Genomic DNA, 25,066 nt, shown 5'->3' on the forward strand with positions numbered 1-25,066 from the left:
ACTTCCTTCAGCGAGCTACGAAGACGAGCCGGCGGTTCGGCACCGGGTGCCAGTCTTCCCGGATACGGCGTTCGGCGCCCGCGGGCCCTCGGGCGCTTCTGAACAGTGGATACTAGTTTCCTCATAGTGGAAGTTCAATCGACTGTTGATGTCGAGATTCTCCGCGTCGAGTCAAAGTGGCGCTCCGTGCCACCCCGTTCACTCAAGGTGGGAGAGGTCGGCCTCCGTGTCGATGTCGAAGGGCCGGGCCACGTCCCCGCACTCGACGAGCGTGATCCCCGGCTCGTGCTCCATCAGATAGGCGCGTGCCCCCCGGTCCCCGGTCGCAGTCGCGGCGATGCCGGCCCAGTGGGCGGCGCCGAACAGGACCGGATGGCCGCGCACTCCGTCGTACGCGGCCGCCACCAGCGACTCCTCGTCCTCGTACGCCCCGAGTACCCGGGCCACCGCCTCCGGGCCGATGCCGGGCTGGTCGACGAGGGAGACCAGGGCGGCCACCGCGCCCGTACCGGCGAGCGAGTCCAGCCCGGCCCGCAGGGACGTCCCCATGCCCTGTTCCCAGTCGGGGTTGCCGACCAGTACGCATTCCGGCAGCACGGCTCGTGACCGGACCTCGTCCGCCCGGGAGCCGAGTACCACATGGACCCGCTCGCAGCCGCCCGCCCGCAACACCCGCACCGCGTGCTCCACGAGCGGCCGTCCCCGATGAGTGAGCAGGGCCTTGGGGCGCCCGCCGAGCCGCCGCCCGCCCCCGGCGGCGAGCAGCACCCCCGCAACCGCACGCGTCCTTTTCGTCGTCTCCCGTGTCGTCATGGGTCCTGCATACCGCACGGCCTCGGGCTGAGAAGTTACGCAGCGGAGCAAGTCGATGACGCAATGGACTGGCGTCTGGTGGCCCGGGTCGTTTACTGTCGCCCGCACCGACCGGCGGGGCGGCCGACCGGCGCCCGGGGTGGGGGACTTCGCGTCGGAAGGGCACGCGCACGACGGAGTGCGAGGGGGAGGACTGTGTTGCGGAGCGTTGAGCAGAGGCGGCAGGGGCCTGTGACCGGCGGCGACGAGGATCCGCGCGTGACGGAGCTGCGCTCCGCCGTCGCCCGGCTGCGTCGCCGGCTCGCCGCCCATCCCGGAGAGTTCGCCGACCGGACCATCGCAGAGGAGGAACTGGCCGCCCTGGACGCGATGGCGGCCGACGGCACCCCAGAGATCCCGCGGCTGCGCCGCTCCCTCCTGCTGATCGCGGGCGCGATCGGCTCGGTGAGCGCACTGGCCCCGGAACTCGCGGAAGTCCGCCGCGCCGTCGACCTCTTCGGCGGGCCGGTACGGGGACAGGGCTAGGGCAGGGGGCGACTGGGCCGGGGAGGCCGGACTCAGGCCACGGCAGCCCACGTTCGAGGGCCGGGGCTTCGGGGCTCTAGGGGGTGCCCGGGTCTCCAGGTGGCCAGTGAGGCACGCCGATCGGGCGACCCCGGCGTGCCGCGGCCGTGTCGACCGGGTGCGAGGATTCGCGGGGCCGCGCCCATCGGGCGACCCCGGGTGCGGCGGCCGTGTCGACCGGGTGCGCAGTCCGCGGGGCCGCGTGGATCGGGCGACCCCGGCGTACGGCCGTCGTGTCGCGGCCGCCGCGGAGCCCGCCCGGTTGTGTCGTGGGCGCTCCAGAACCTACCCGGCCCGTGCCGCGAGGCGCTCCGGAGTCAGCCGACCCTGGGGCGGGGGATGTCCGGAGTCCCGCCCGGCCCAATTGGCGCGCGCTGTGGAGTCTGTCCGGCCGTGTCGTGGGGCGGTCCGCGCGTTCGGGGGCCGTGTCGTGGGGCGTCGGGGGGTTCGTGGGCCCTGTGGCGGGGGCCTGGGCTCCCCGGCCCAGCCGGCGGGCGCCGTGGAGTTCGCCCGGCTGTGTCGTGGAGCGCTCCGGTGTCCGTCCGGCCGTGTCGTGGAGCGCTCCGGCGTTCGGGGGTCGTGCCGGCGCGGCAGTCGGCCCTGGGGTGGGGTGCTCGGAGTCCCGCCCTCGCCGACCGGCGCTTCGCGCCCGTCCAGTCAGGCGTGTCAATCCCTCAGGCGGGGCTCTGGGTGGCCAGGGCCTCGGAGAGTTCGCCGGCGACCTGCTGGAGTACCGGCACGATCCTCTCCGTCGCCGCCTCCGTGACCCGGCCCGCCGGGCCGGAGATGGAGATGGCCGCGGTGGTGGGGGAGTCGGGCACCGAGACCGCCAGGCAGCGGACGCCGATCTCCTGCTCGTTGTCGTCGATCGCGTAGCCCTGGCGGCGCACGTCCTCCAGCGCCGCGAGGAAACCGTCCGGCGTTGTGATCGTCTTGTCCGTCGCGGCGGGCATGCCCGTACGGGCCAGCAGGGCGCGCACCTCCTCCGGCGGGAAACCGGCGAGCAGGGCCTTGCCCACGCCCGTGGAGTGCGGCAGCACGCGCCGGCCGACCTCCGTGAACATGCGCATCGAGTGCTTCGACGGCACCTGCGCCACGTAGACGATCTCGTCGCCGTCCAGCAGTGCCATGTTCGCCGTCTCGCCGGTCTCCTCGACCAGCCGGGCGAGGTAGGGCCGCGCCCAGGTGCCCAGCAGCCGGGAGGCGGACTCGCCGAGGCGGATCAGGCGCGGGCCCAGCGCGTACCGGCGGTTGGGCTGCTGCCGTACGTAGCCGCAGGCCACCAGCGTGCGCATCAGGCGGTGGATGGTCGGCAGGGGCAGCCCGCTGCTCGCGGACAGCTCGCTCAGACCGACCTCGCCGCCCGCGTCCGCCATCCGTTCGAGCAGGTCGAAGGCGCGCTCCAGAGACTGGACCCCGCCGTTGGCGGAGGACCGGGCGGAGTCGGTGGTGCTGGCGCTGGACGTCGGCACGGCGCGTTCCTTTCGGGACTGGCGGAAGAGCAGAAGCCTACCCGGCAGTCGGTTGACTCCCCGCTTGTACGTAGCTACGTTCTGCGTGCTGGAAGCCTAATTCCGCTTTGTGGAAACGTCCAGAGTGGTCGCGTAAGGGATGCGGTAATTCAGTGTGCCCTTGACTGCGCGGAAGGGGGCGTGAAGACTTCTTCAACAGAAAGTTGAATTCCATTTCGTGGAAGTAACCGGAAGCAAGTGGAAGTAAGGGGTTCGGGTGTCCGACGCTGAACTGGTGCTCCGCTCGACGCGTGTCATCACTCCCGAGGGGACGCGCGCCGCATCGGTCGCGGTCGCCGCCGGCACGATCACGGCCGTCCTCCCGTACGACGCACCCGTACCGGAAGGTGCCCGCCTGGAGGACCTGGGCGACCACGTCCTGCTGCCGGGCCTGGTCGACACCCACGTGCACGTCAACGACCCCGGCCGCACCGAGTGGGAGGGCTTCCGGACCGCCACCCGCGCCGCCGCGGCCGGCGGCATCACGACCCTCGTCGACATGCCCCTCAACTCCCTCCCGCCGACCACGACCGTCGCGCACCTGCGAACCAAGCAGCAGGTTGCCGCCGACAAGGCGCACATCGACGTCGGCTTCTGGGGCGGGGCCCTGCCCGACAACGTCAAGGACCTGCGCCCGCTGCACGAGGCCGGCGTCTTCGGCTTCAAGGCGTTCCTGTCGCCGTCCGGCGTGGACGAGTTCCCGCACCTCGACCGGGACTCGCTCGCCCGCACCATGGCCGAGATCGCCGCCTTCGACGGCCTGCTCATCGTGCACGCCGAGGACCCCCACCTCCTCGCCTCCGCCCCGCAGCAGCCCGGCCCCAGGTACGCCGACTTCCTCGCCTCCCGCCCCCGGGAAGCCGAGGACACCGCCATCGCCCGGCTCATCCGCGAGGCGAAGGCCCTCCACGCGCGCGTGCACGTCCTGCACCTGTCCTCCGGCGACGCCCTGCCGATGATCGCCGAGGCGCGGGCGGAGGGCGTACGGCTCACCGTGGAGACCTGCCCCCACTATCTGACCCTCACCGCCGAGGAAGTCCCCGACGGAGCCAGCGAGTTCAAGTGCTGCCCGCCGATCCGCGAGGCCGCCAACCAGGACCTCCTCTGGCAGGCGCTGGCCGACGGCACCATCGACTGTGTCGTCACCGACCACTCTCCGTCCACCGCCGACCTGAAGACCGACGACTTCGCGACGGCCTGGGGCGGTATCTCCGGGCTCCAGCTGAGCCTGGCGGCGGTGTGGACCGAGGCTCGCGGGCGCGGGCACGGCCTGGAGGACGTGGTCCGCTGGATGTCCGCGCGGACGTCCGAACTCGTCGGGCTCGACGACCGCAAGGGCGCCATCGAGCCGGGCCGCGACGCCGACTTCGCCGTCCTCGCCCCCGACGAGACCTTCACCGTCGACCCGGCGGCCCTCCAGCACCGCAACCATGTCACGGCGTACGCGGGCAAGACCCTGTACGGCGTCGTGAAGTCCACCTGGCTGCGCGGGCAGCGCATCGTCGCGGACGGCGAGTTCACCGAACCGAAGGGCCGACTCCTCACCCGGACCAACTGATCCCCATCCCGGACTTCGAAAGGCAGACCTGATCACCGTGACGGCGATTCCCAGCTTCACCGGCGACGCGAACCCCTACGGAGGCGGCGACCCGTACGCGGACTACCGCACCGCCGACTTCCCCTTCACCCAGTACGCCAACCTCGCCGACCGTCGCCTCGGTGCCGGAGTCATCGCCGCCAACGACGAGTTCTTCGCCCAGCGCGAGAACCTGCTGGTGCCCGAGCGCGCCGAGTTCGACCCCGAGCACTTCGGGCACAAGGGCAAGATCATGGACGGCTGGGAGACGCGCCGCCGCCGGGGCGCCTCCGCCGAGCACCCCTGGCCGGCCGCGGAGGACCACGACTGGGCGCTGGTCCGCCTCGGCGCCCCGGGCGTGGTCCGGGGGATCGTCGTCGACACCGCGCACTTCCGCGGCAACTACCCGCAGGCCGTCTCCGTCGAGGGCACCTGCGTGCCGGGCTCCCCGTCGCCCGGAGAACTCCTCGGGGACGACGTGAAGTGGACGACCCTGGTCCCGCGCACCCCGGTCGGCGGCCACGCGGCGAACGGTTTCTCCGTCGCGGTCGAGCAGCGCTTCACCCACCTGCGGGTCAACCAGCACCCCGACGGCGGCATCGCCCGCCTGCGCGTGTACGGCGAGGTCGTCCCGGACCCCGCGTGGCTGGAGGTGCTCGGCACCTTCGACGTCGTCGCCCTGGAGAACGGCGGACAGGTCGAGGACGCCTCCAACCTCTTCTACTCGCCCGCCACCAACACCATCCAGCCGGGCCGCTCCCGCAAGATGGACGACGGCTGGGAGACCCGGCGCCGCCGCGACCAGGGCCACGACTGGATCCGCTACCGGCTGGCCGCCCAGTCCCGGATCCGCGCCCTGGAGATCGACACCGCGTACCTCAAGGGCAACAGCGCCGGCTGGGCCTCGGTGTCCGTGCGCGACGGCGAGGACGGCGAGTGGCGGGAGATCCTGCCCCTCACCCGCCTCCAGCCCGACACCAACCACCGCTTCGTACTCCCGGTCCCGGCCGTCGGCACCCACGCGCGTGTGGACATCTTCCCGGACGGCGGCATCTCCCGGCTGCGGCTGTTCGGCTCCCTGACGGAGGACGGCGCGCGGCGCCTCGCGGCGCGTCACCAGGAGCTGGGCGGCTGAGCCGACCCCGCCCCAGGGGGCGGACCGGCCCGACAGCACCGGTGCGCCCCCTGCCTCACGCCGCGTGCCCGCCGTCCACGGCGAACTCCGCACCGGTGACGTACGTCGCCCCCGCCAGATACGCCACCGTGGACGCCACCTCGTCCGCCGTCCCGAACCGCCCCAGCGCCGTCATCGCCGCCTGGCCGGCCGCGTACGGCCCGTCCGCCGGATTCATGTCGGTGTCGATCGGCCCGGGATGGACGAGGTTCGCCGTGATGCCGCGCCCGCCCAGTTCCCTGGCCAGGGCCTTGGTCATGCCGGCCAGGGCCGCCTTGCTCGTCGCGTAGAGCGTCCCGCCGGGCCCCGGCACGCGCTGGGCCATGCAGCTGCCGATCGTGATGATCCGCCCGCCCTCGGGCATCCGCGCGGCGGCGGCCTGGGAGGCCAGGAAGACACCGCGCACGTTGACGGCGAGGACCCGGTCCACATCCGCGAGCGACAGCATCTCCAGCGGCCCGATCACCCCCACGCCCGCGTTGTTCACCAGGACGTCGAGACCGCCCAGCGCCTCGGCCGCCGCCGTCACGGCACCGGCCGCCTCGGCGGCGTCCGCCGCGTCCGCGCGCACCGCCACCGCCCGGCGCCCCAGCGCCTCCACGGCCCGTACGACGTCCCCGGCCGCCTCCTTGCCGTTCACGTAGCCGACCGCCACATCCGCGCCCTCCCGGGCCAGCCGCAGGGCCGTCGCCGCGCCGATGCCACGGCTCGCGCCGGTCACGAGAGCCACCTTGCCGTCGAGATTTCCTTGAGAAGTCATGTGTTCATCCCACTGGCCGACCGGCTGCGGCGCTGGCGGTGAACGGACGTCGAGGTGGGCTGCTCCGGTCTCTCACCTAAGCAGCCGTACGGCCGAGCGATGAATTGCGGGTGGACACGGGGTCTGAACCGATGACAACAGACCCCGACCGCTCCGAGAAGAAGGGCACCCGCCATGGGCAAGCTCGTCTCCACCCTCTTCGTCACCCTCGACGGCGTCTACCAGGCCCCCGGCGGCCCTCACGAGGACACCCGCGGCGGCTTCACCCACGGCGGCTGGAGCTTCCCGTACGCCGACGAGGACTTCGGCCGGTTCATCGACGAGGTCTTCGCACGCCCGCGCGCCTTCCTGCTCGGGCGCCGCACGTACGACATCTTCACCACGTTCTGGCCGAAGGTGACCGACCCCGCCGATCCGGTCGCCTCGAAACTCAACTCACTGCCGAAGTACGTCCCGTCCTCGACCCTCACGGACCCCCGGTGGGCGGGCACCGCCGTGCTCACCGGCGACCTCGCCAAGGAGGTCACGGCCCTGAAGGAGCGCACCGACGGCGAGATCCAGGTGCACGGCAGCGGCGCCCTCCTCCGGTCCCTGCTGGCGCTCGGCCTCGTCGACTCCCTCCATCTGCTGACCTTCCCGGTCGTGCTCGGCGCCGGGTTCCGGCTGTTCCCGGAGGGCGCCGTACCGACCGCGTTCCGGCACACCGGAGGGAGCGTCACCAGCACCGGCGTCTCGATCCAGACGTACGAGGTGGCGGGCCGCCCGCAGTACGGCGAGTACACGCTGCCGGAGAACGCGTAACCGCCCCGCTCCGGCGTCCTCACCGGCCTCGGTGAACAGAGGGTGAGGGCGCCGGAGGGCAGGTTAACTTCCCGCCAACTCATCGGACTTGACGGGAAAATCCCCGAGCTTGTCATTGACATGCCAGTGTCTACGCGCGTCATCATGTGCGCATGAATTTCCCCCCACGCGCCTCGCGGCTCGGCGCAGCAGCCGCCCTCCTGTCCGCGCTCCTCGTCGGCGGTACCGTCTCCGCCACCACGGCCGACGCGGCCCCCACCGCCGTCGGCGACATCTGCTACAGCGACCTGCCGTCCCAGGCCCACGACACGCTCGACCTGATCGAGCAGGGCGGCCCCTTCCCGTTCGAGCAGGACGGCACCGTCTTCCAGAACCGGGAAGGCATCCTGCCGAGCCAGTCGACCGGCTACTACCACGAGTACACGGTCATCACCCCCGGCTCCTCCACGCGCGGTGCGCGGCGCATCGTCACCGGTGAGGAGAACCGGGAGGACTACTACACGGCCGACCACTACAGGTCGTTCGACCTGGTCGACTACGGCTGTTGAGCCGGGCGGCCACGTCCGTGAACGCCGGCCGGAAGTCCGCCCGGGTGCTCAGACGGACTTCCGGCTCCCGGCCGCCGCGAACAGGGCGACGCCCAGCACGAGCAGGGCGACGCTCGCGTAGATCTCGTAGCCGTCGAGGAACCCCAGTCGTTGCACGAGGCCCCAGTTCCAGTCGGTGAACTCGTGTACCAGGCCCGCCACGCCCTGTACGAGGGCGAGGAAGCCGAGAATCTCCAGCACCTGCTTCATGGCGACAGCCTCGCCCCGCGGGCCTCCCACGCACATCGGCCGCGGGGCGAGCGTGCGTTGGACACAAGTCCCTGTTCGGACCCGGCCGGCCGCGTCGAAAGTCTGCGACGCGGCGACTTCGGTCGACGATTCCGGCCGGGAAGAGGTGAACGGGCCCGGGCCTGCGTAGATTTGTCGACCGTGAGTGGTGACAACGCGGGGCTGTCCTCCCCGGTGCTGACGGGCGAGACACCTGCGCTGTTCACCGGGCGCAGATGGCTCATCCCGTCCGCCCTGCTGCACGAACTCGACCCCGACGCCGCACGGGCCGGGCGACGGCCCCGGCGTACCGCCCGCGACTGGGTCGTCGACTTCTCCTGCTTCCTGCTGGCCGTGCTGGTGGGCGCGGCCGCCATAGAGGCGCTCAACGACAACCCCCACGTTCCGGAGGGGCTGGCCGTCGCCGACCAGCTGATCGGAGCGCTGGCCTGCGCGGCCGTCTGGCTGCGCCGCCGCTGGCCACTGGGGCTGGCCGTGGCGATGACTCCCGTCACCTTCGTCTCGGACACGGCGGGCGGGGCGGGGCTGATCGCCCTGTTCACGCTCGCCGTGCACCGCCCCTTCCGGTACGTGGCCTGGGTGGGCGGCATCAACGCGGCCATGACCCCGCTGTACTACTGGGTGCGCCCCGACGCGGACGTCCCCTACCTGGTGAGCGTGCCCTTCGCCGTGCTGCTCACCGTGGCGATCGTCGGCTGGGGCATGTTCGTACGGTCCAAGCGGCAGCTTCTGGTGAGCCTCAGGGACCGGGCCCGGCGTGCCGAGACGGAGGCGCGGCTGCGGGCCGAGCAGGCGCAGCGGCTCGCCCGTGAGGCCATCGCGCGGGAGATGCACGACGTGCTCGCCCACCGGCTGACCCTGCTGAGCGTGCACGCGGGCGCGCTGGAGTTCCGGCCCGACGCGCCCCCGGCGGAGACGGCGCGGGCGGCGGGTGTGATCCGGGAGAGCGCGCACGAGGCCCTCCAGGACCTGCGCGAGATCATCGGTGTCCTGCGGGCGGGGGAGCCCGACGACACGGGCCGGCCGCAGCCGACGCTCGCGGCGCTGGACGCGCTGGTCGCCGAGTCGCGTGAGGCCGGCATGAAGGTGGCCCTCGACCAGCGCGTCGACGACGCCGACGCCGTTCCGTCCTCCGTCGGCCGCACCGCGTACCGGATCGCCCAGGAGGGCCTGACGAACGCGCGCAAGCACGCCCCCGGCACGGAGGTCACGGTGTCCGTCACCGGCGCACCGGGCGACGGCCTCACCGTCTCCGTACACAACCCGCCCCCCGAGGGCGAGGTACCACCCGTCCCCGGCTCCGGCCAGGGCCTGATCGGCCTGACGGAGCGAGCCACCCTCGCGGGCGGCCGCGTGGAACACGGCCACACCCCGGAGGGCGGGTTCGAGGTACGGGCATGGCTGCCGTGGGGTTGAGCACGGCTCGCGGATGCGCTTCGGCCGGCCGCAGGGTTTGCGGGGTGTGGCGGGTGAGTCTGGCGGCTGGGGAGTGCCTGTCTGGGACGGCTTGGCGTCGGCTCCCGGTTGGGGGGAGACGGCTTGGCGTCGGCTCCCGGCTGGGGGGTGGGGCGGCTTGGTGTCGGCTTTTTGGTGGGCGGTCGCCATGTCGGAGGTTGTCTGGGGCGGCCTGGCCTCGACTTGTGGTGGGACCGGTGAAGAGGGTGCACTCCACCCACCGCGTGCCGACCGCGTACAACGCCCGCCCCTCCTACGCCTTCTTGCACTGCAGCCGCTTCGACAGCACCCCCCTACGACCGCCACGGCTACCTCCACGTCGGGTTCGGTGTCGGCGCGGCCGTGTGCGAGGTGCTGCTGCGCTCGCTGCCGTTCGACTCCGACGGGGGCCACCGGCTGCTGCCGCGCGTGGCGTTCGAACGCCGCAGCCTGTCCTTCCTGCGGCTGGCCGCCGACGTCGAGGTCGTCGCGCTGATGTCCGGAGCGGATCTCGCGGCGGTGGCGCAGGACTCGTGGCTGGTGCACACCGAGGCGCGGACTATCCCCGGACCCGAGACTGGGGCCACTACGAGGGCCTGCCGCCCGGACGGGCGCTGCGCAGCGCCCGGTCGTGGATGCTGAACGACCGCCGCGAGGCACCGCCCGGCATGCCGGCCCACCTCAGGTCACGCGTCCGGCACATCCGGGGCGACGACCTGAGTGCGCGGGCGGGCTTCACCCACCTCGGCCGGTGACGGCCCGTCACACCTCCGTGATGACGACGATTTGGGCCGTCCCAGGAGCGGGGTGATCACCAGCCGCAGCATGGCGGTGGTCTGGTGAAGGCTCAGCCGCCTGCGCACCCCGTACGGGTTGACGCTGCGCGCCTGAGCGTGCGACCCGTCAACCCCACCTTCGGCACAAGGCGTTGGCGCGGGACGACCGTCCGTCCGCGCCCCGCGCCCGGCCCGGCCGTGATTACGTATGGCCCATGACTGCGATCAGACTGCTCCTCGTCGACGACGACCCGCTGGTGCGGGCCGGACTGTCCTTCATGATGGGCGGAGCCGACGACATCGAGATCGTCGGCGAGGCGGCCGACGGCGGCGAGGTGGAGGCGCTCGTCGACCGCACCCGCCCGGACGTCGTGCTCATGGACATCCGGATGCCTACGGTGGACGGTCTCACGGCCACGGAGCGGCTGCGCGCCCGCGAGGACGCCCCGCAGGTGGTGGTCCTCACCACCTTCCACGCCGACGAACAGGTCCTGCGGGCGCTGCGCGCGGGCGCCGCCGGATTCGTCCTCAAGGACACCCCGCCGACCGAGATCCTCGGCGCGGTACGCCGGGTCGCGGCCGGCGACCCGGTCCTGTCGCCCACCGTCACCCGTCAGTTGATGCGGCACGCGGTCGGCACCGCCGCCGACACCCGTCGTACACGCGCGCGTGCCCGCATGGCCGCCCTCAACGACCGCGAGCGCGAGGTCGCCGTCGCGGTCGGCCGGGGCCTGTCCAACGCCGAGATCGCCACCGGCCTCTTCATGAGCGTCGCCACCGTCAAGACGCACGTCTCGCGCATCCTGGCCAAGCTCGACCTCAACAACCGCGTGCAGATCGCGCTGCTGGCGTACGACGCGGGTCTGCTGGAGGAGGAACAGGAGGGCCACTGACCGCCCTGCCGGCCCGCCGTCACGCGAAGGGGGAGGCGGCCCCGCCGGGGATCTCCGCGAGGTGCACCGGCCTGCGCTCCCGGCGCGACAGCTCGCACGCCTCGGCGACGCGCAGCGCCTGAAGGGCCTCGCGCCCGTCGCAGGGGTTGGCCCGCTCGCCCCGCACGACCTCGACGAACGCGTTCAGCTCCGCCTCGTAGGCGGGGCCGAAGCGCTCCAGGAAGCCGGTCCAGGGCTTGTCCGCGGCCGGCGGACCGGTCGGCTCGGTGGACGCGATCGGCGTACGGTCGTCCAGGCCGACCACGATCTGGTCCAGCTCACCGGCCAGCTCCATGCGCACGTCGTAGCCGGCCCCGTTCAGCCGGGCGCCGGTGACCGTGGCGAGCGTGCCGTCGTCGAGGGTGAGGAGCGCGGCGCCGGTGTCGACGTCGCCTGCCGCGCGGAACATCGCGGGCCCGGCGTCGGACCCGGCCGCGTACACGTCCGCCACCTCCCGGCCCGTCACCCAGCGCAGCACGTCGAAGTCGTGGATAAGAGTGTCCCGGTACAGCCCGCCGGACAGCGGCAGCCACGCCGCGGGCGGTGGCGTCTGGTCGCTGGTCAGCGCCCGCGCGGTGTGCAGCCGGCCCAGCCTGCCCGACCGCACCGCCTCGCGGGCGCCCCTGTAGCCCGCGTCGAAGCGGCGCTGGAAGCCCATCTGCAGGACCGTCCCGGCCATCTCGACCTCGGCGATCGCGCTTAAGGTCCCGGGCAGGTCCAGCGCGATGGGTTTCTCGCAGAACACCGGCAGCCCCGAGCGTGCTGCCCGGCCGATCAGTTCGGCGTGGGCCGACGTCGCCGTCGTGATCACCACGGCGTCGACCCCCCACCGGAAGATCTCCTCCACGCCCGGCGCGGCCGTCTCACCGAGCCGATGCGCCAGGTCCTGGGCCCGCGAGGCGTCCGCGTCCGTGAGGATCAGGGAGCCTACGTCGCGGTGCCGGCTGAGTGTGTTCGCGTGGATCGTGCCGATGCGGCCCGTACCGATGACGCCGATGCGCATGAAAACAAAGTGCGTGCACAGCCCGCCCCTGTCAATCTGTATGTCCGGACAATCTGACTACACAACTTCCCGTCAACAACGCACGGAGCTACGCTCGGCCCGTGCCGAAACCAGAAGTGGACCCGACCGTGCAGCTCGAGCTGAGCGTGGACCGCAGCTCTCCCGTGCCGTTGTACTTCCAGCTGTCCCAGCAGCTGGAGGCCGCGATCGAGCACGGCACGCTGACCCCAGGCAGCCTGCTGGGCAACGAGATCGAACTCGCCGCCCGGCTCGGCCTGTCCCGGCCGACCGTCCGCCAGGCCATCCAGTCGCTCGTCGACAAGGGCCTCCTCGTACGCCGTCGCGGCGTGGGCACCCAGGTCGTGCACAGCCAGGTCAAGCGCCCGCTGGAGCTCAGCAGCCTCTACGACGACCTGGAGGCGGCGGGCCAGCGCCCGGCCACCAAGGTCCTCGTCAACACGCTCGTACCCGCCTCCGCCGAGGTCGCCGCCGCACTGGGCGTCGCCGAGGACAGCGACGTCCACCGCGTCGAACGCCTCCGCCTCGCCCACGGCGAGCCCATGGCCTACCTCTGCAACTTCCTGCCCCCCGGCCTCCTCGACCTCGACACCGCCCAACTGGAGACCACCGGCCTCTACCGCCTGATGCGAGCGGCGGGCATCACCCTGCACAGCGCCCGCCAGTCGATCGGCGCCCGGGCGGCGACGGCGGAGGAGGCGGAGCGGCTGGCGGAGGAGGCAGGGGCTCCGCTGCTCACCATGCAACGCGTCACGTTCGACGACACGGGCCGCGCAGTGGAATACGGCACACACACCTACCGCCCGACGCGCTACTCCTTCGAGTTCCAGCTCCTTGTGAGGACCTGAGGGGGCGCTTTTTCGGGCGCGGGGCTGTATCGATGTGCGGCTCCGCCGCGTGGGCGCGATCAGCCCCCACGCAGCCGCACACGGGTACGTCGGGTTGTTCCCCCGCTCCGCACCCTGCCTCCCCGTGAGGCAGAATCGGCGGCGATGAGCACCTACCGCGACTTCACCGCCCCCATCGGCTCCCGCCGTGCCACCGTGCTCCGCACCGTCGGCACCCGGGAGCGCCGCTCACACCTGACGGCACCCCGCGTGCCGACGGTCGGCATCGACATCGGCGGTACGAAGGTGATGGCGGGCGTCGTCGACGCCGACGGCAACATCCTGGAGAAGGTCCGCACGGAGACGCCGGACAAGTCCAAGAGCCCCAAGGTCGTCGAGGACACCATCGCCGAGCTGGTCCTGGACCTCTCCGACCGGCACGACGTGCACGCCGTCGGCATCGGCGCGGCCGGCTGGGTCGACGCCGACCGCAACCGCGTGCTGTTCGCCCCCCATCTGTCCTGGCGCAACGAACCCCTGAGGGACCGCCTCGCCAGCCGCCTGTCGGTCCCGGTCCTCGTGGACAACGACGCCAACACCGCCGCCTGGGCCGAGTGGCGCTTCGGCGCCGGCCGCGGCGAGGACCACCTCGTGATGATCACGCTGGGCACCGGCATCGGCGGCGCGATCCTGGAGGACGGCCAGGTCAAACGCGGCAAGTACGGCGTCGCCGGCGAGTTCGGCCATATGCAGGTCGTGCCCGGCGGCCACCGCTGCCCGTGCGGCAACCGCGGCTGCTGGGAGCAGTACAGCTCCGGAAACGCCCTGGTCCGTGAGGCGCGCGAGCTGGCAGCGGCCGACTCGCCCGTGGCGTACGGGATCATCGAGCACGTCAAGGGCAACATCTCCGACATCACCGGCCCGATGATCACCGAGCTGGCCCGCGAGGGCGACGCCATGTGCATCGAGCTGCTCCAGGACATCGGCCAGTGGCTCGGCGTCGGCATCGCCAACCTCGCGGCCGCCCTCGACCCCTCCTGCTTCGTCATCGGCGGCGGTGTCTCGGCCGCCGACGACCTGCTGATCGGCCCCGCGCGGGACGCGTTCCGCAGGCATCTGACCGGCCGCGGCTACCGCCCCGAGGCCCGCATCGCCCGGGCCCAGCTCGGGCCCGAGGCCGGCATGGTCGGCGCCGCCGACCTGGCCCGGCTGGTCGCCCGCCGCTTCCGGCGCGCCAAGCGCCGCCGGGTGGAGCGGTACGAGCGCTACGAGCGGTACGCACAGTCCCGCCGCAGCACCCAGGAGACGCTGTGACCGCATCCCTGCCGCACCAGGGCTCGTGGCCTGACGGCGAGGAACGCCCGGCCGAGGACCGCCGCCACATGATCCGCCGCAGGGCGCTCACCCTGCTGATCATCGTGCTGCTCATCGGCATCCCGGCCGGCTACCTGGTGATCTCCGCGAACCAGAGCCGGAACAGCGGAAAGGACAAGGAGGCGAAGTACTCGGCGACCGGCCTGACCGCGGGCTGGCCGTCCAAGCTCCAGCGCCGGATCTACCAGGTGCCCGTCCCGCACCCGGCCTGGCACGTGGCGTACTACGAGACCAACAACTGGAAGACCAGCCGTCTGTACGCCCAGTTCGAGACCAACGCGGCCGGTCTGGACGCCTATCTGACGGGCCTGGGCATGACCCGGGACGACCTGAAGAAGGGCCACATCACCATCGGCGCCCGCGACCGCAAGGTCACCGGCTGGAAGTTCCCCGAGGGCGAGTCGTGGTACGGCTTCGTCCACCGGCAGAAGAACCCCGCGCCCACGCACGACGTGGTGGTGGACCTGTCCAACCCGGCGTATCCCTGGGTGTACGTGGTGTCCCGGACGGTGCCCTGACCCGCAGCCCGGCCCGGCCGGCGCGGACGCCTGGGCCGATTGTCAGACCCCGCCCGTAGAGTCGGAGACAGCTGATCCGAAACGCGGGCGGGAGGTGGCAGGACGTATGGGCGACACGGCTGTGATGGCCGAGCGGGCGGGGGAGCCGACGGTCGCGGTCCCCGTGCGGCTCCCGGCCGTCTTCCTGCCCGCGTCCCTCCCGCGCGACGGGCGCATCGCCTTCTGGGACCCCGAGGGCGAGGCCCTGCCCGCCGACGACACCGAGCTCACGGTCGTACGACGGCACGGCGCCGGAGCCCGGCGGCGCACCACGCCGGCACTGTCCCTCCCGCTGGACGAAGCCCTGCCGCTCCTGGTGCGCGCCCGGCACGACCCCGCGTCCCACCCCGCCACCGCCTGCTGGGGCGCGGCCGCCCTGCACGCCCTGCGGCTGACCGCGCGCGGCCGGCTGCTGCCCGGCCTGACCCCCACGGGCCACGATGCCTGGCGCGCCGGCCCGCTGGACCCGGACGACATCGCGCACCTGCGCGCGGTGGCCGCCGCCCTGCCGTACGAGGGCCACGCCGTGCCGCTGCCCGGCCCGGGCCCCATCCGCCTGCCCGAACCGGAAGCGCTGGTACGCGCCTTCCTGGACGCGGTCGCCGACACCCTGCCGCGCACCCCGGCCGCACCCCACGCCACCGGCAGGCCCTTCGCGGCCCGCGACGCCCAGCACCTGCCCGATGCCCACGACTGGGCCGCCGAGGTCGCCGCCGGCATGGACGCCGGCGTGCGGATCTCGCTCCGGCTGGACCTCTCGGCGTACGACCTGTTCGACGACGCCTTCGGCGGCGGCGCACGCAGCGCCGGCGCCGCGATCGTCCAGGTGCACAGCCTCGCCGACCGCACCCTCGTCGCCGACGCGGCGGCGCTGTGGGCGGGCGATGCGGACGACGCCTTCGGCCCGCGCGCCCGGGTGGACGCCGCCCTCGCCGTCCGCCGCGCGGCCCGGGTCTGGCCCCCGCTCGACCGGCTCTCCGACCAGGACGTGCCCGACGTGCTGGCGCTGACCGAGGAGGAGCTGAGCGACCTGCTCGGTGTCGCGGCCACCCGGCTCGCCGCGGCCGGCGTCGCCGTGCACTGGCCCAGGGACCTGGCCCAGGACCTGTCGGCCGCGGCGGTGGTCCGGCCGGCCCCGGCTCGGCGACCGACGGCACCGGCTTCTTCGAGAGCGAGGACCTGCTCCAGTTCCGCTGGCAGCTGGCGCTCGGCGGCGACCCGCTCACCGAGAGCGAGATGGACGCCCTCGCCGAGGCCCACCGCCCGGTCGTCCGGCTGCGCGACCAGTGGGTGCTGGTCGACCCGGCCCTCGTCCGCAAGGCCCGCAAGCGCGACCTGGGGCTGCTCGACCCGGTCGACGCGCTGTCCGTCGCCCTCACCGGCACCGCCGACGTGGACGGCGAGACGGTCGAGGCCGTACCGGCCGGCGCGCTGGCCGCCCTGCGCGACCGCCTCACCGCGGGGGTGCGCCCGGCCGCGCCGCCGCCGGGCCTGCGCGCCACCCTCCGTGACTACCAGCTCCGGGGCCTGGCCTGGCTCGACCTGATGACCTCCCTCGGCCTCGGCGGCTGCCTCGCCGACGACATGGGCCTCGGCAAGACCGTCACCCTCATCGCACTGCACCTGAAGCGGGCCCGCCGCGAGCCGACCCTGGTGGTCTGCCCGGCCTCGCTGCTGGGCAACTGGCAGCGGGAGATCACCCGTTTCGCGCCCGGCGTCCCCGTCCGCCGCTTCCACGGACCGGACCGCAGCCTTGACGACCTGGACGGCGGCTTCGTCCTCACCACGTACGGCACGATGCGTTCCGTGGCCCCCGCCCTGGCCGGGCAGGCGTGGGGCATGGTCGTCGCCGACGAGGCGCAGCACGTCAAGAACCCCTACTCGGCCACGGCCAAGGCGCTGCGCACGATCCCGTCCCCCGCGCGCGTGGCCCTGACCGGCACGCCCGTCGAGAACAACCTGTCGGAGCTGTGGGCGCTGCTCGACTGGACCACCCCGGGCCTCCTCGGCCCGCTGAAGTCCTTCCGCGCCCGGCACGCCCGTGCCGTGGAGAACGGCGAGGACGAGGAAGCGGTGGAGCGCCTGGCCCGCCTGGTCCGGCCCTTCCTGCTGCGCCGGAAGAAGTCCGACCCGGGCATCGTGCCCGAACTGCCGCCCAAGACGGAGACCGACCACCCGGTGCCGCTCACCCGCGAACAGGGCGCGCTGTACGAGGCGGTGGTCCGCGAGTCGATGCTCGCCATCGAGACCGCCGAGGGCATGGCACGCCGGGGCCTGGTCCTGAAGCTCCTGACGTCGCTGAAGCAGATCTGCAACCACCCGGCGCTCTACTTGAAGGAGGAGCCCGCCCGGGCCGGCGGCGACCGGCTCGCCGCCCGCTCCGGCAAACTCGCGCTGCTGGACGAGCTGTTGGACACCCTGCTCGCCGAAGACGGATCCGCGCTGGTCTTCACCCAGTACGTCGGCATGGCCCGCCTCATCACGTCCCACCTGGCCACCCGCGCGGTCCCGGTCGACCTCCTCCACGGCGGCACGCCGGTACCGGAGCGGGAGCGTATGGTGGACCGCTTCCAAGCCGGCTCCACCCCGGTCCTGGTGCTGTCCCTCAAGGCGGCGGGCACCGGCCTCAACCTCACCCGCGCGGGTCACGTCGTCCATTTCGACCGCTGGTGGAACCCGGCCGTCGAGGAACAGGCCACCGACCGTGCCTACCGCATCGGCCAGACCCAGCCCGTCCAGGTCCACCGCCTCATCACCGAGGGCACGATCGAGGACCGCATCGCCGAGATGCTCGAGGCCAAGCGCGCCCTCGCCGACGCGATCCTCGGCTCCGGCGAGTCGGCCCTCACCGAACTGACGGACCGTGAACTGTCCGACCTGGTCTCCCTGCGGAGGACGCCATGACGCCCAGCCCGGCCGACGAGGCCCGCCGGGCCCTGCGGGCGGCCCGGGAGCAGGCACACCGGGACCCGGAAGCGGCACCCGCCCCCCGCCCGGCCGGGAGTCTCACTGACCAGGAGGAGGCGTCCCGGCCGGGAGACGTGGCCCGGGAGGCCTTGCGCAGGGCGGTCTCCGAGCACCGGCGTGGCGAGGGGCCGGCGAGGGACGTGAGTGCGGCGGAGGACGCCGATACGCCTGGTGAGCTGCCAGGTGGTGCGTCTGAGGACACGGAGGGACCCCCCGGGCCGGACGGTCCCGGCGACCCGGGGGAGATCCCCACCCGGAAGCCTTCGGCCGGTGCTCCCGCCGCCGGGGAGGACCAGCCCGCCGCCGCACCGGAGGAGCCCCGGGCTGCGGGCGACGACGAGGGGCAGGGTCCACGCGCGGCGGACATCGCGCGCGAGGCACTGCGCGCAGCACGGCAGGACGCGCGGCGAGCCCGGGAAGAGGCCGAGAGCGCCGGGATGGGGCGCGGACGCCGGGCGCGGCGGGGCCGCGCGGACGAGAGGCCGACGACCGGGCGGCAGATGCGCGAACACGCCGCCGGCGGGGGAGCGCGGGACGTACGGCAGTTGCTGGCCGACGCCTTCCGGATGCCCGCGGCGACGGACGAGCCGGACGCGGCGCCCGAGGGCCCTGACGACACCGGCCAGGAGCGCTCGCCGGACGGCACGACCGACTGGCCGCGCGACCCGGCCGACCCCGCCCCCTCCACCACCCGACCCGAGACCCCTCGCGTCCCCCACACCATGGCGGCCCCCGACCGCGACAGCGAGCTCCGCCGTACGTTCCCCGCATTCCCGCCCCGGGATCCGGACGAAAAGGGCTTCGCCGAGAGCTGGTGGGGAAACGCGTGGGTCGCCGCGCTGGAGGAGGGCGCGCTGGACGTCAAGCGGCTGGAGCGCGGGCGGGGGTATGCCGGACAGGGACATGTCGATGCCATCACCGTGACGCCCGGCCTGGTGCTGGCGTACGTGCGGGGCCGCCGTCCGCGCCCGTACCGCGTGCAGGTGCGGCTGCGCACGCTCGACGACCAGGACTGGGAGCGGTTCCTGGACGCCGCCGCCGACCGGCCCGGGCACATCGCGGCACTCCTCGACAAGGAGATGCCCCAGTCCCTCGCGGACTGCGGCGTGCCCCTGCTGCCCGGCCCGGGCGATCTGGAGCCGCGGTGCAGCTGCCCCGACCGGGGCCACCCCTGCAAGCACGCCGCCGCCCTCTGCTACCAGACCGCGCGGCTGCTCGACGCCGACCCCTTCGTCCTGCTCCTGCTGCGCGGCCGTGGCGAACGCGAGCTGCTCGACGCGCTGTCCCGGCTGAGCGCCACCCGTGCGGCGCGCGCCGCCCAGGGCAGGGGGCCTGCGCCTCTTCCGGGAGTGCGGGCCGGTGACGTTCTCGGTCAGCGCGCCCTCCCGCCCCTGCCGGCGCCGCTGCCCCCGCCTCCGCACCCCGAGCAGCCCCCGGCCTATCCGGCGGCCCCCGCCGGCCGGACCCGTTCGCGCTGGACCAGCTCGCCACGGACGCCGCGGCCCGGGCCCACGCCCTGCTCACCACGGGCCGTGACCCGGTCGGGCAGCTGACCCTCTGGGAAGACGCGGTCCGCCTGGCCGCGGCCCGCCCCGGCTCGGGGCTCACCGCGGGCACCCGGGCGCTCTACTCCTCCCTCGCCTCCGCGGCGGGCCGCACCCCGTCCGAGCTGGCCCGTGCGGTCGCCGCCTGGCGCCAGGGCGGACCGGAGGGCCTCGCCGTACTGGAGGAGCCGTGGGACCCGCCAGGCCGGTTCGACCGGGCCCGCCCGCTGCTCCTCGCCGCCGACCTGCCCGCCTTCCGCCCCTGGCGCAACCGCCTCACCCACCCCCACGGCCACGTCCAGCTCCGCCTGGGCCGCGACGGCCTGTGGTACGCGTACGAGTCCGAGCCGGGCCAGGAGGACTGGTGGCCCCGAGGCACCCCCGACCTGGACCCGGTCGGCGCCCTGACGGGCCTGGGCATGGCGGGCGACCTCTGAGGGCCGCCGCCGGGCCCGCTGACGTGAAGCCGGACGCGGCGCGGGTCGCTTTCACGCTGCCCTTGGACGTGGTGCCGTACGCGAGGCAGGTGTGACCCAGGAAGCCGGGGCCACCCCTGCCGCGCCGCTGTCAGTCGAAGTCGCGCACCTTGATCGTGTAGATGCCGCGTCCGTGGGTGGCCGCGTACAGGGTGCTGCCGTCCGGGCTCAGCCTCAGCTGGAGCACGGCGACGGCCGGGAGGTCACCCACGCGCTGCCAGGTCGTACGGCCCGGCGCCCGGTGGACGACGCCGAGGTCGGTGGCGACGGCGAGGCCGCCGTTCGGCATGACGATCGCGGAGTCGGCCGGCACATCGGGGAGGCTCTTGGAGATGTCCTTCCAGGTGGTGCCGCCGTCGGTGGACTCGAAGACATGGCCGACACCGGCGCCGGGCCCCTCGGTCCACTGCCGGGAGAAGCCGTTGACCGTGAGGTAGACGTGGTCGGCGTTCTTCGGGTCGATGGCGAAGCCGCTGAGGTAGCGGTTGGGCACCGTCCCGTCCACGGGCAGGGTGATGTCGTGCCAGCCGGTGCCGTCCGCGTTGCCGACGGCGATGCCGCGGGCGAAGCCCTGGTTGTTGCAGGGGCCGCACCAGGCCGCGTACACCTTGCCGCCCGAGGCCGCGACGGCGGTCGCGGTGCGGCCGGCGCCGAGGTCGTACACGCTGGTCCACTCGTCGCCGCTGCGGATGGCGTAGCCGTGGGTCTGCACCCAGATGTGCCGGCCGCCCGCGATCCATGTCGAGGAGTTCTTCGCATCGGCCGCGAGCGGGGCGATGAAGCGGGCCTCGCTGGTGGCGTTGTCGGCCGGGGCGACGTCGTACGACGTGGCCTTGGCGGCGTCGTCGACCCAACCGCCGTCATTCACGGCACAGTTCTGGGTCACCTGGATGGAGAGGTAGACGTACTCCTCGGCGATGTCGCACCCGTTGGCCGGGTCGGTGATCGTGTCGCCGCCGTCGCCGCCGAAGTTGGAGCCCATCACCTCGTCGTTGCTGCGCAGGATGGACTGGCCGTTGTCCTGGAGGCCGCCGGTGACGGAGAGGCCGCCGTGGTCCAGGTCCTTGCCGACGCCCACCGAGTAGTACTGAAGGGTGTCGATGGTGCCGTCGTTGAGGGAGGTCCAGTCGGTGGCGTGCCCGGAGGCGTCCTGGGAACCGTTGACCGGGCGCTTGTAGACGCCGCCGTCGTTGCCGACGTACACGAAGCTCTTGCCGTGGTAGCGGCCGATCGCGACGCCGTGCTGGTCGGAGTGGGTGGTCTGGTTGCAGTCACCGGTCTGCTCGGCCGGGTCGATGCTCCAGCAGGAGAAGCCGAAGTTCCAGTACGGGCCGACGGCCGACCAGTTGCTGCCGCCGTCCTTGGTCTCGTAAACCTCCTCCAGGCCCGCGTACACGTGCTCCGCGTTCGCCGGATCGACAGTAAGGAATTGGTTGTACCAGGCTTGCACGCCCGGCATGTAACCGCTGGTCGTCAGCGCCGAGTTGTCGGCGGCCAGGCCCTTGTAGTCGGCGATCTTCGACCAGGGGCCGTTGGGCGAGCCGGACTTGGAGACGTAGATGCCCTCCAGGCCGCTGTCCGGGTTGGTGTTCAGCTGCTCCGGTGACTGGTCGATGGCGTAGTAGCGGGAGCCGTCGGCGGAGCGGGCGAAGGTGACGTTGCCGACGTCGTCCGCGTCGGCGGGCAGGTCGCCGAGGCCGCTGGTGATCCGGGTCCAGGTGCCGTCCGTGCCCTTGGTGTAGAAGCCGTTGTAGTCGTCGCCGCTGCGCCAGCCCACCGCGAGGACGACCTTGCGCGGGTCCTTGGGGTCGATCGCGATGTCGTTGGCGATGTTTTTGTACGGGGCATCGGGGTCGTCGGCCTTCGAACCGCCCGGCAGAGAGTCGGGGTTGGGCGCGAACTCCAGCTTCCAGGCGCCCTTCAGCCTCTTGGCGGAGTGGCTCCACACGCCCTTGCTGGTCGCCGCCCACACCTTGCCGCCGCCGAAGCGCAGCTGGTGGACGGTGGTGGACTCCAGCTCGTCGCCGCCGACCCGGCTGCGGGCGGAGAACGTGCCGTGGTGCGGGTGGGACAGGACATAGACGCCGCTGCCGAGGTACGCGTCAGCGTTGGTCGTCGCCTCCCCGGTGCCCAGCCACAGCTGCCCGGCCCCGTCGAGTGCGAGCGCGCCGGTGGACTGCGAGGGCAGCCGGTCGCTGATCGGCTGCCAGTGCCCGCCGCCGGAGCGGGACCGCCACACGCCGCCGCCCGCGCTGCCCGCGTAGACGTACCCGCCGTCGTCGGCCGCGATCGCCGCCATGCGGCCGGTGACGTTGCCCGATCCGCCGCTGGAGTTGGAGTCGATGTCCCGGTAGCGCGGGTCGTCGGAGTTGTACGGCAGGTCGGTGATGTTGCGCCAATCACCGCCCGTGCTCGGCAGGTTGGTGAGGTTGTCCCAGGCGGCCCCGTACGCGCCCGGCGCGACGATGCCGGGCGAGGTGCGGGCCTCGGCGTACTGGTTGGCGCCCTCGGCTATCTCGTCGGCCTCGTTGCCGTCGTCGCCGCCTTCGTCCTTCAGTCTGGGGCTCATGACGCCCACCGACTGCTCGCGTTCGGCGGCGAGTCGGGCGAGCGTGCGTGCTCCGAAGGGGCTGTTGTTCTGACCGGGCGCGGCGCTTGCGGGTATCGCGACGAGTCCGGCGGACGCGGTGATGGCGCAGATCGTCAGCCATCGTCTTCTACGGGTCGGTGCTGGCACCAGGTCCTCCGAGAACGGGTGGTCATGAACCGTCGGGTGGACCTGATCACGGGCAGGCGGGCAAGTCCGGATTCTTGGACAGGCTTTGACCAGAACATGCCGCTTCCTGTAGCCGTGCCGGCCTCCGAGGCGCATCACGCTGGCGGACGAGCCTCGGGCAACTTGTGCACCAGATGCGCCAAAACTCTGGCAAAGGAGTCTGGGGTGACGGCCGGACACCATGTCATCGTGCCTGCCATGACCACTGATCACCTCACTCACAACCGGCTTCCGCACCACGCACGACACGCGGCGAGCAAGGTGCCGGAGGTCACCGTCTACTTCTGGATCATCAAGGTGCTGACGACCGGTATGGGTGAGACGGCCTCCGACTTCCTGGCCCGTGTGCTCGGTCCGGTGCCTGCTGTGGGCCTCGGTGGCATCGCTCTGATGGCCGCCCTGGCGGCGCAGTTCGCCGTGCGGCGGTACGTGGCCTGGGTCTACTGGGTGGCGATCGTCATGGTCAGCGTGTTCGGCACGATGGCCGCCGACGTCCTGCACGTCGGGCTCGGGGTGCCCTATGCGCTCTCGACCCCGTTCTTCATGGCCGCGCTGGCCGCCGTGTTCGCACTCTGGTACCGCAGCGAAGGCACCCTGTCCATCCACAGCGTCCACACCCGGCGCCGCGAGACCTTCTACTGGGCCGCCGTGCTGGCCACGTTCGCGCTGGGGACCGCCGCTGGTGATCTCACCGCCACGATCGGCCTCGGCTACCTGGGCTCCGCCGTCCTGTACGCCGCTGCGATCGCCGTTCCGGCCGTCGTTCACCGGTGGGGCAGCCTGAACGCGGTGGCCGCGTTCTGGGCCGCGTACGTCATCACCCGCCCGCTCGGTGCCTCCGTCGCGGACTGGATGGCCGTCGGCCACAGCCGGGGCGGACTCGACCTGGGCCTGGGTCCGGTCACGCTGTCCTGGACGATGGCCATCCTCGGCTTCGTCGGCTACCTGGCCGTCTCCCGCAAGGACATCCAGCACGACGGCATGCCGTGATACGCCGGTACCGCCGAGCGGGAGCGCCTCCCCCGGCAGTCAGGTTGATCACGTACCGTGCCCCGGGTGTGTGCCCGGGGTGGTACATCACCTCGCCGCCGCCGCCGACGGAGCGGGCAGGCCGAGGACCGCACCGACGCGTGGCGGCTGGCAGGACGCGCTCGTGGCGGAGGCCGCCCGGGGGACAGGCCCCGGGCGGCCGGACATGAGCGGTGCAGGCTCAGCCGTTCGGCCCCGCCGGGGTCGTGGTGGTCTTGAAGCCCTCGGTCTTGTTGGCCTGGAGGGCGAAGTCATTGGTGAACGTCTTGCTCAGGTTCACCGACGACTTCACGTCGCCGACCAGCTGCTCCGTCGCCAACGAGGTCTTCGGCCCGCCGGCCGGCATCAGGCCGTCCGGGAGGAACTGGCCCTTGTCCTCGGTCAGAGCCGAGATGTAGTCGGCCTTGGTCACCAACTGGTTCGACACGTACGACGCGGGCAGCTTGTTCGCGATGTCGGCCGCGCTGTGGGTGTTGATCCAGTGCATGGTGGCCACCAGCGCGTCGACGACCTTCTGCACCGTTGCCTTGTGCGAGTTCACCCAGTCGGTGCGGGCGAGAACACCGGCCGCGGGATAGGCACCGCCCAACGCCGCCGTGGCGCCGGAGGTGGTGGCCAGGTCGATGGCGGAGGTACCGACGCCCTTTTTCTGGATCGCGGCCACCGTCGGCTGCGTCGTCATCACACAGTCCACCTTGCCGTTCTGCAGCGCGGCGATGGCGGTGGAGCCCGCACCGACCCCGATCCGGTGGAACTGGCTGGTCTTGACGCCCTTCTTGGCGGCCAGGAACTGGGTGAGGGTGTCGGTGCCCGACCCCAGGTCGGTGACGCCGAGGGTCTTTCCCCTGAAGTCGGCGCCCGAGTGGACGCCCGACTTCTTGGTGCACATCTCGCGCTCGCCCGGCGCGCCGGAGAGCTGGACGACGTCCTCGACCGCCTTGCCCTTCGCCTGGAACTCGATCGTGTGGTTGTACCAGGCGCCCGCCATGTCCACCTGCCCCGAGGCCATGGCGTCCTCGGCGCCGACACCGCCGTCCTGCTCGGTGCTCAGCTGGACGTTGACGCCGTACTTCTTGTAGAAGCCGAGCTGCTGGGCGAGCTGGTACGGCAGGTAGATCTGCTTGTCGAGGCCGCCGGCCATGAGCTTGACGGTCGGCGTGCCACCCCCACCGCCGCTCGCGGCGGACGAGGTGCTGGAACAGGCGCTGACCGAGCCGAGGGCGAGAACGGTGAGGACGGACGCGGCGACGGCGGCGGATCGTCTGGACATGGCTGACCACATTCCTTTGTTGAAGGTTCTGAGATGAGGGAGGGGGGA

19 protein-coding genes and 2 pseudogenes are annotated in these 25,066 nt (G+C 72.6%); 14 read left to right on the forward strand and 7 right to left on the reverse strand.

The window, feature by feature from the left end:
- Nucleotides 1-198: 198 nt before the first annotated feature.
- Nucleotides 199-813: a nucleotidyltransferase family protein gene (locus tag V8690_RS34700; protein ID WP_338784024.1), complete on the reverse strand. Its 615-nt coding sequence runs from the start codon at nucleotides 811-813 to the stop codon at nucleotides 199-201.
- Between the two features lie 195 nt (nucleotides 814-1,008).
- Between V8690_RS34700 and V8690_RS34705 the strand changes: the two genes are divergently transcribed.
- The gene (locus tag V8690_RS34705) at nucleotides 1,009-1,338 is read left to right on the forward strand and encodes a DUF5955 family protein (protein WP_086600025.1); all 330 of its coding nucleotides are present in this window, start codon (nucleotides 1,009-1,011) and stop codon (nucleotides 1,336-1,338) included.
- A gap of 713 nt (nucleotides 1,339-2,051) precedes the next feature.
- On the opposite strand, the gene V8690_RS34710 is transcribed toward V8690_RS34705, so the two are convergent.
- Nucleotides 2,052-2,849, reverse strand: a complete 798-nt coding sequence (locus V8690_RS34710; RefSeq protein WP_338784025.1) for an IclR family transcriptional regulator — start codon at nucleotides 2,847-2,849, stop codon at nucleotides 2,052-2,054.
- 256 nt (nucleotides 2,850-3,105) lie between these two features.
- On the opposite strand from V8690_RS34710, the gene allB reads away from it, so the two are divergent.
- Both allB and alc read left to right on the forward strand, forming a co-directional pair.
- On the forward strand, nucleotides 3,106-4,446 hold the full coding sequence (gene allB / locus V8690_RS34715; protein WP_338784026.1) for an allantoinase AllB: 1,341 nt from the start codon (nucleotides 3,106-3,108) through the stop codon (nucleotides 4,444-4,446).
- A gap of 37 nt (nucleotides 4,447-4,483) precedes the next feature.
- Nucleotides 4,484-5,599, forward strand: a complete 1,116-nt coding sequence (alc, locus tag V8690_RS34720) for an allantoicase (RefSeq protein WP_338784028.1) — start codon at nucleotides 4,484-4,486, stop codon at nucleotides 5,597-5,599.
- Between the two features lie 55 nt (nucleotides 5,600-5,654).
- Here the strand turns inward: alc and V8690_RS34725 are convergent, their stop codons facing one another.
- Complete coding sequence (locus V8690_RS34725; protein ID WP_338784029.1) at nucleotides 5,655-6,398, reverse strand: SDR family oxidoreductase; 744 nt, start codon at nucleotides 6,396-6,398, stop codon at nucleotides 5,655-5,657.
- Nucleotides 6,399-6,572: 174 nt separating this feature from the next.
- Between V8690_RS34725 and V8690_RS34730 the strand changes: the two genes are divergently transcribed.
- Together V8690_RS34730 and V8690_RS34735 are read left to right on the forward strand one after the other, a co-directional pair.
- Nucleotides 6,573-7,199 carry a dihydrofolate reductase family protein gene (locus V8690_RS34730; RefSeq protein ID WP_338784030.1) on the forward strand — a complete coding sequence of 209 codons (627 nt, stop codon included), beginning with the start codon at nucleotides 6,573-6,575 and terminating at the stop codon, nucleotides 7,197-7,199.
- A gap of 152 nt (nucleotides 7,200-7,351) precedes the next feature.
- On the forward strand, nucleotides 7,352-7,747 hold the full coding sequence (locus V8690_RS34735; protein ID WP_338784031.1) for a ribonuclease domain-containing protein: 396 nt from the start codon (nucleotides 7,352-7,354) through the stop codon (nucleotides 7,745-7,747).
- Between the two features lie 48 nt (nucleotides 7,748-7,795).
- Here the strand turns inward: V8690_RS34735 and V8690_RS34740 are convergent, their stop codons facing one another.
- Complete coding sequence (locus V8690_RS34740; protein WP_031106532.1) at nucleotides 7,796-7,996, reverse strand: hypothetical protein; 201 nt, start codon at nucleotides 7,994-7,996, stop codon at nucleotides 7,796-7,798.
- 237 nt (nucleotides 7,997-8,233) lie between these two features.
- Here V8690_RS34740 and V8690_RS34745 point away from each other — a divergent pair, with 237 nt between their 5' ends.
- From V8690_RS34745 to V8690_RS34755, 3 genes are all read left to right on the forward strand, one after another.
- Entirely contained in the window at nucleotides 8,234-9,451 is a 1,218-nt protein-coding gene (locus V8690_RS34745; protein ID WP_338785553.1) for a histidine kinase, read from the forward strand.
- 381 nt (nucleotides 9,452-9,832) lie between these two features.
- Nucleotides 9,833-10,111, forward strand: a complete 279-nt coding sequence (locus tag V8690_RS34750; protein ID WP_338784033.1) for a hypothetical protein — start codon at nucleotides 9,833-9,835, stop codon at nucleotides 10,109-10,111.
- Between the two features lie 349 nt (nucleotides 10,112-10,460).
- A complete protein-coding gene (locus tag V8690_RS34755; RefSeq protein ID WP_338784034.1) occupies nucleotides 10,461-11,138 on the forward strand; it encodes a response regulator transcription factor in 678 nt (225 codons plus the stop codon).
- Nucleotides 11,139-11,157: 19 nt separating this feature from the next.
- On the opposite strand, the gene V8690_RS34760 is transcribed toward V8690_RS34755, so the two are convergent.
- Entirely contained in the window at nucleotides 11,158-12,180 is a 1,023-nt protein-coding gene (locus V8690_RS34760; RefSeq protein WP_338784035.1) for a Gfo/Idh/MocA family oxidoreductase, read from the reverse strand.
- Between the two features lie 128 nt (nucleotides 12,181-12,308).
- On the opposite strand from V8690_RS34760, the gene V8690_RS34765 reads away from it, so the two are divergent.
- The 5 genes and pseudogenes from V8690_RS34765 to V8690_RS34785 all read left to right on the forward strand — a co-directional run bounded on the left by V8690_RS34765 (nucleotide 12,309) and on the right by V8690_RS34785 (nucleotide 19,904).
- A complete protein-coding gene (locus V8690_RS34765) occupies nucleotides 12,309-13,046 on the forward strand; it encodes a GntR family transcriptional regulator (RefSeq protein ID WP_338785554.1) in 738 nt (245 codons plus the stop codon).
- Nucleotides 13,047-13,190: 144 nt separating this feature from the next.
- A complete protein-coding gene (locus tag V8690_RS34770; protein WP_338784036.1) occupies nucleotides 13,191-14,339 on the forward strand; it encodes an ROK family glucokinase in 1,149 nt (382 codons plus the stop codon).
- Nucleotides 14,336-14,917, forward strand: coding sequence for a sugar kinase (locus V8690_RS34775; protein WP_338784037.1), 582 nt, complete (start codon nucleotides 14,336-14,338; stop codon nucleotides 14,915-14,917). The genes V8690_RS34770 and V8690_RS34775 overlap by 4 nt, the downstream gene beginning before the upstream one ends.
- A gap of 106 nt (nucleotides 14,918-15,023) precedes the next feature.
- A pseudogene (locus V8690_RS34780) lies at nucleotides 15,024-17,860 on the forward strand (DEAD/DEAH box helicase).
- A pseudogene (locus V8690_RS34785) lies at nucleotides 17,857-19,904 on the forward strand (SWIM zinc finger family protein). The pseudogenes V8690_RS34780 and V8690_RS34785 overlap by 4 nt, the downstream one beginning before the upstream one ends.
- Before the next feature lie 130 nt (nucleotides 19,905-20,034).
- Here the strand turns inward: V8690_RS34785 and V8690_RS34790 are convergent.
- Nucleotides 20,035-22,680, reverse strand: a complete 2,646-nt coding sequence (locus V8690_RS34790; protein WP_338784038.1) for a glycosyl hydrolase — start codon at nucleotides 22,678-22,680, stop codon at nucleotides 20,035-20,037.
- A gap of 237 nt (nucleotides 22,681-22,917) precedes the next feature.
- Between V8690_RS34790 and V8690_RS34795 the strand changes: the two genes are divergently transcribed.
- The gene (locus V8690_RS34795; protein WP_338784039.1) at nucleotides 22,918-23,709 is read left to right on the forward strand and encodes a hypothetical protein; all 792 of its coding nucleotides are present in this window, start codon (nucleotides 22,918-22,920) and stop codon (nucleotides 23,707-23,709) included.
- A 220-nt stretch (nucleotides 23,710-23,929) separates the two neighbouring features.
- Here V8690_RS34795 and V8690_RS34800 read toward each other — a convergent pair whose 3' ends face one another.
- Nucleotides 23,930-25,018 carry an ABC transporter substrate-binding protein gene (locus V8690_RS34800; protein ID WP_338784040.1) on the reverse strand — a complete coding sequence of 363 codons (1,089 nt, stop codon included), beginning with the start codon at nucleotides 25,016-25,018 and terminating at the stop codon, nucleotides 23,930-23,932.
- Between the last annotated feature and the right edge of the window lie 48 nt (nucleotides 25,019-25,066).

This window comes from Streptomyces sp. DG1A-41 (assembly GCF_037055355.1).
In the GTDB taxonomy this organism is placed as follows: domain Bacteria; phylum Actinomycetota; class Actinomycetes; order Streptomycetales; family Streptomycetaceae; genus Streptomyces.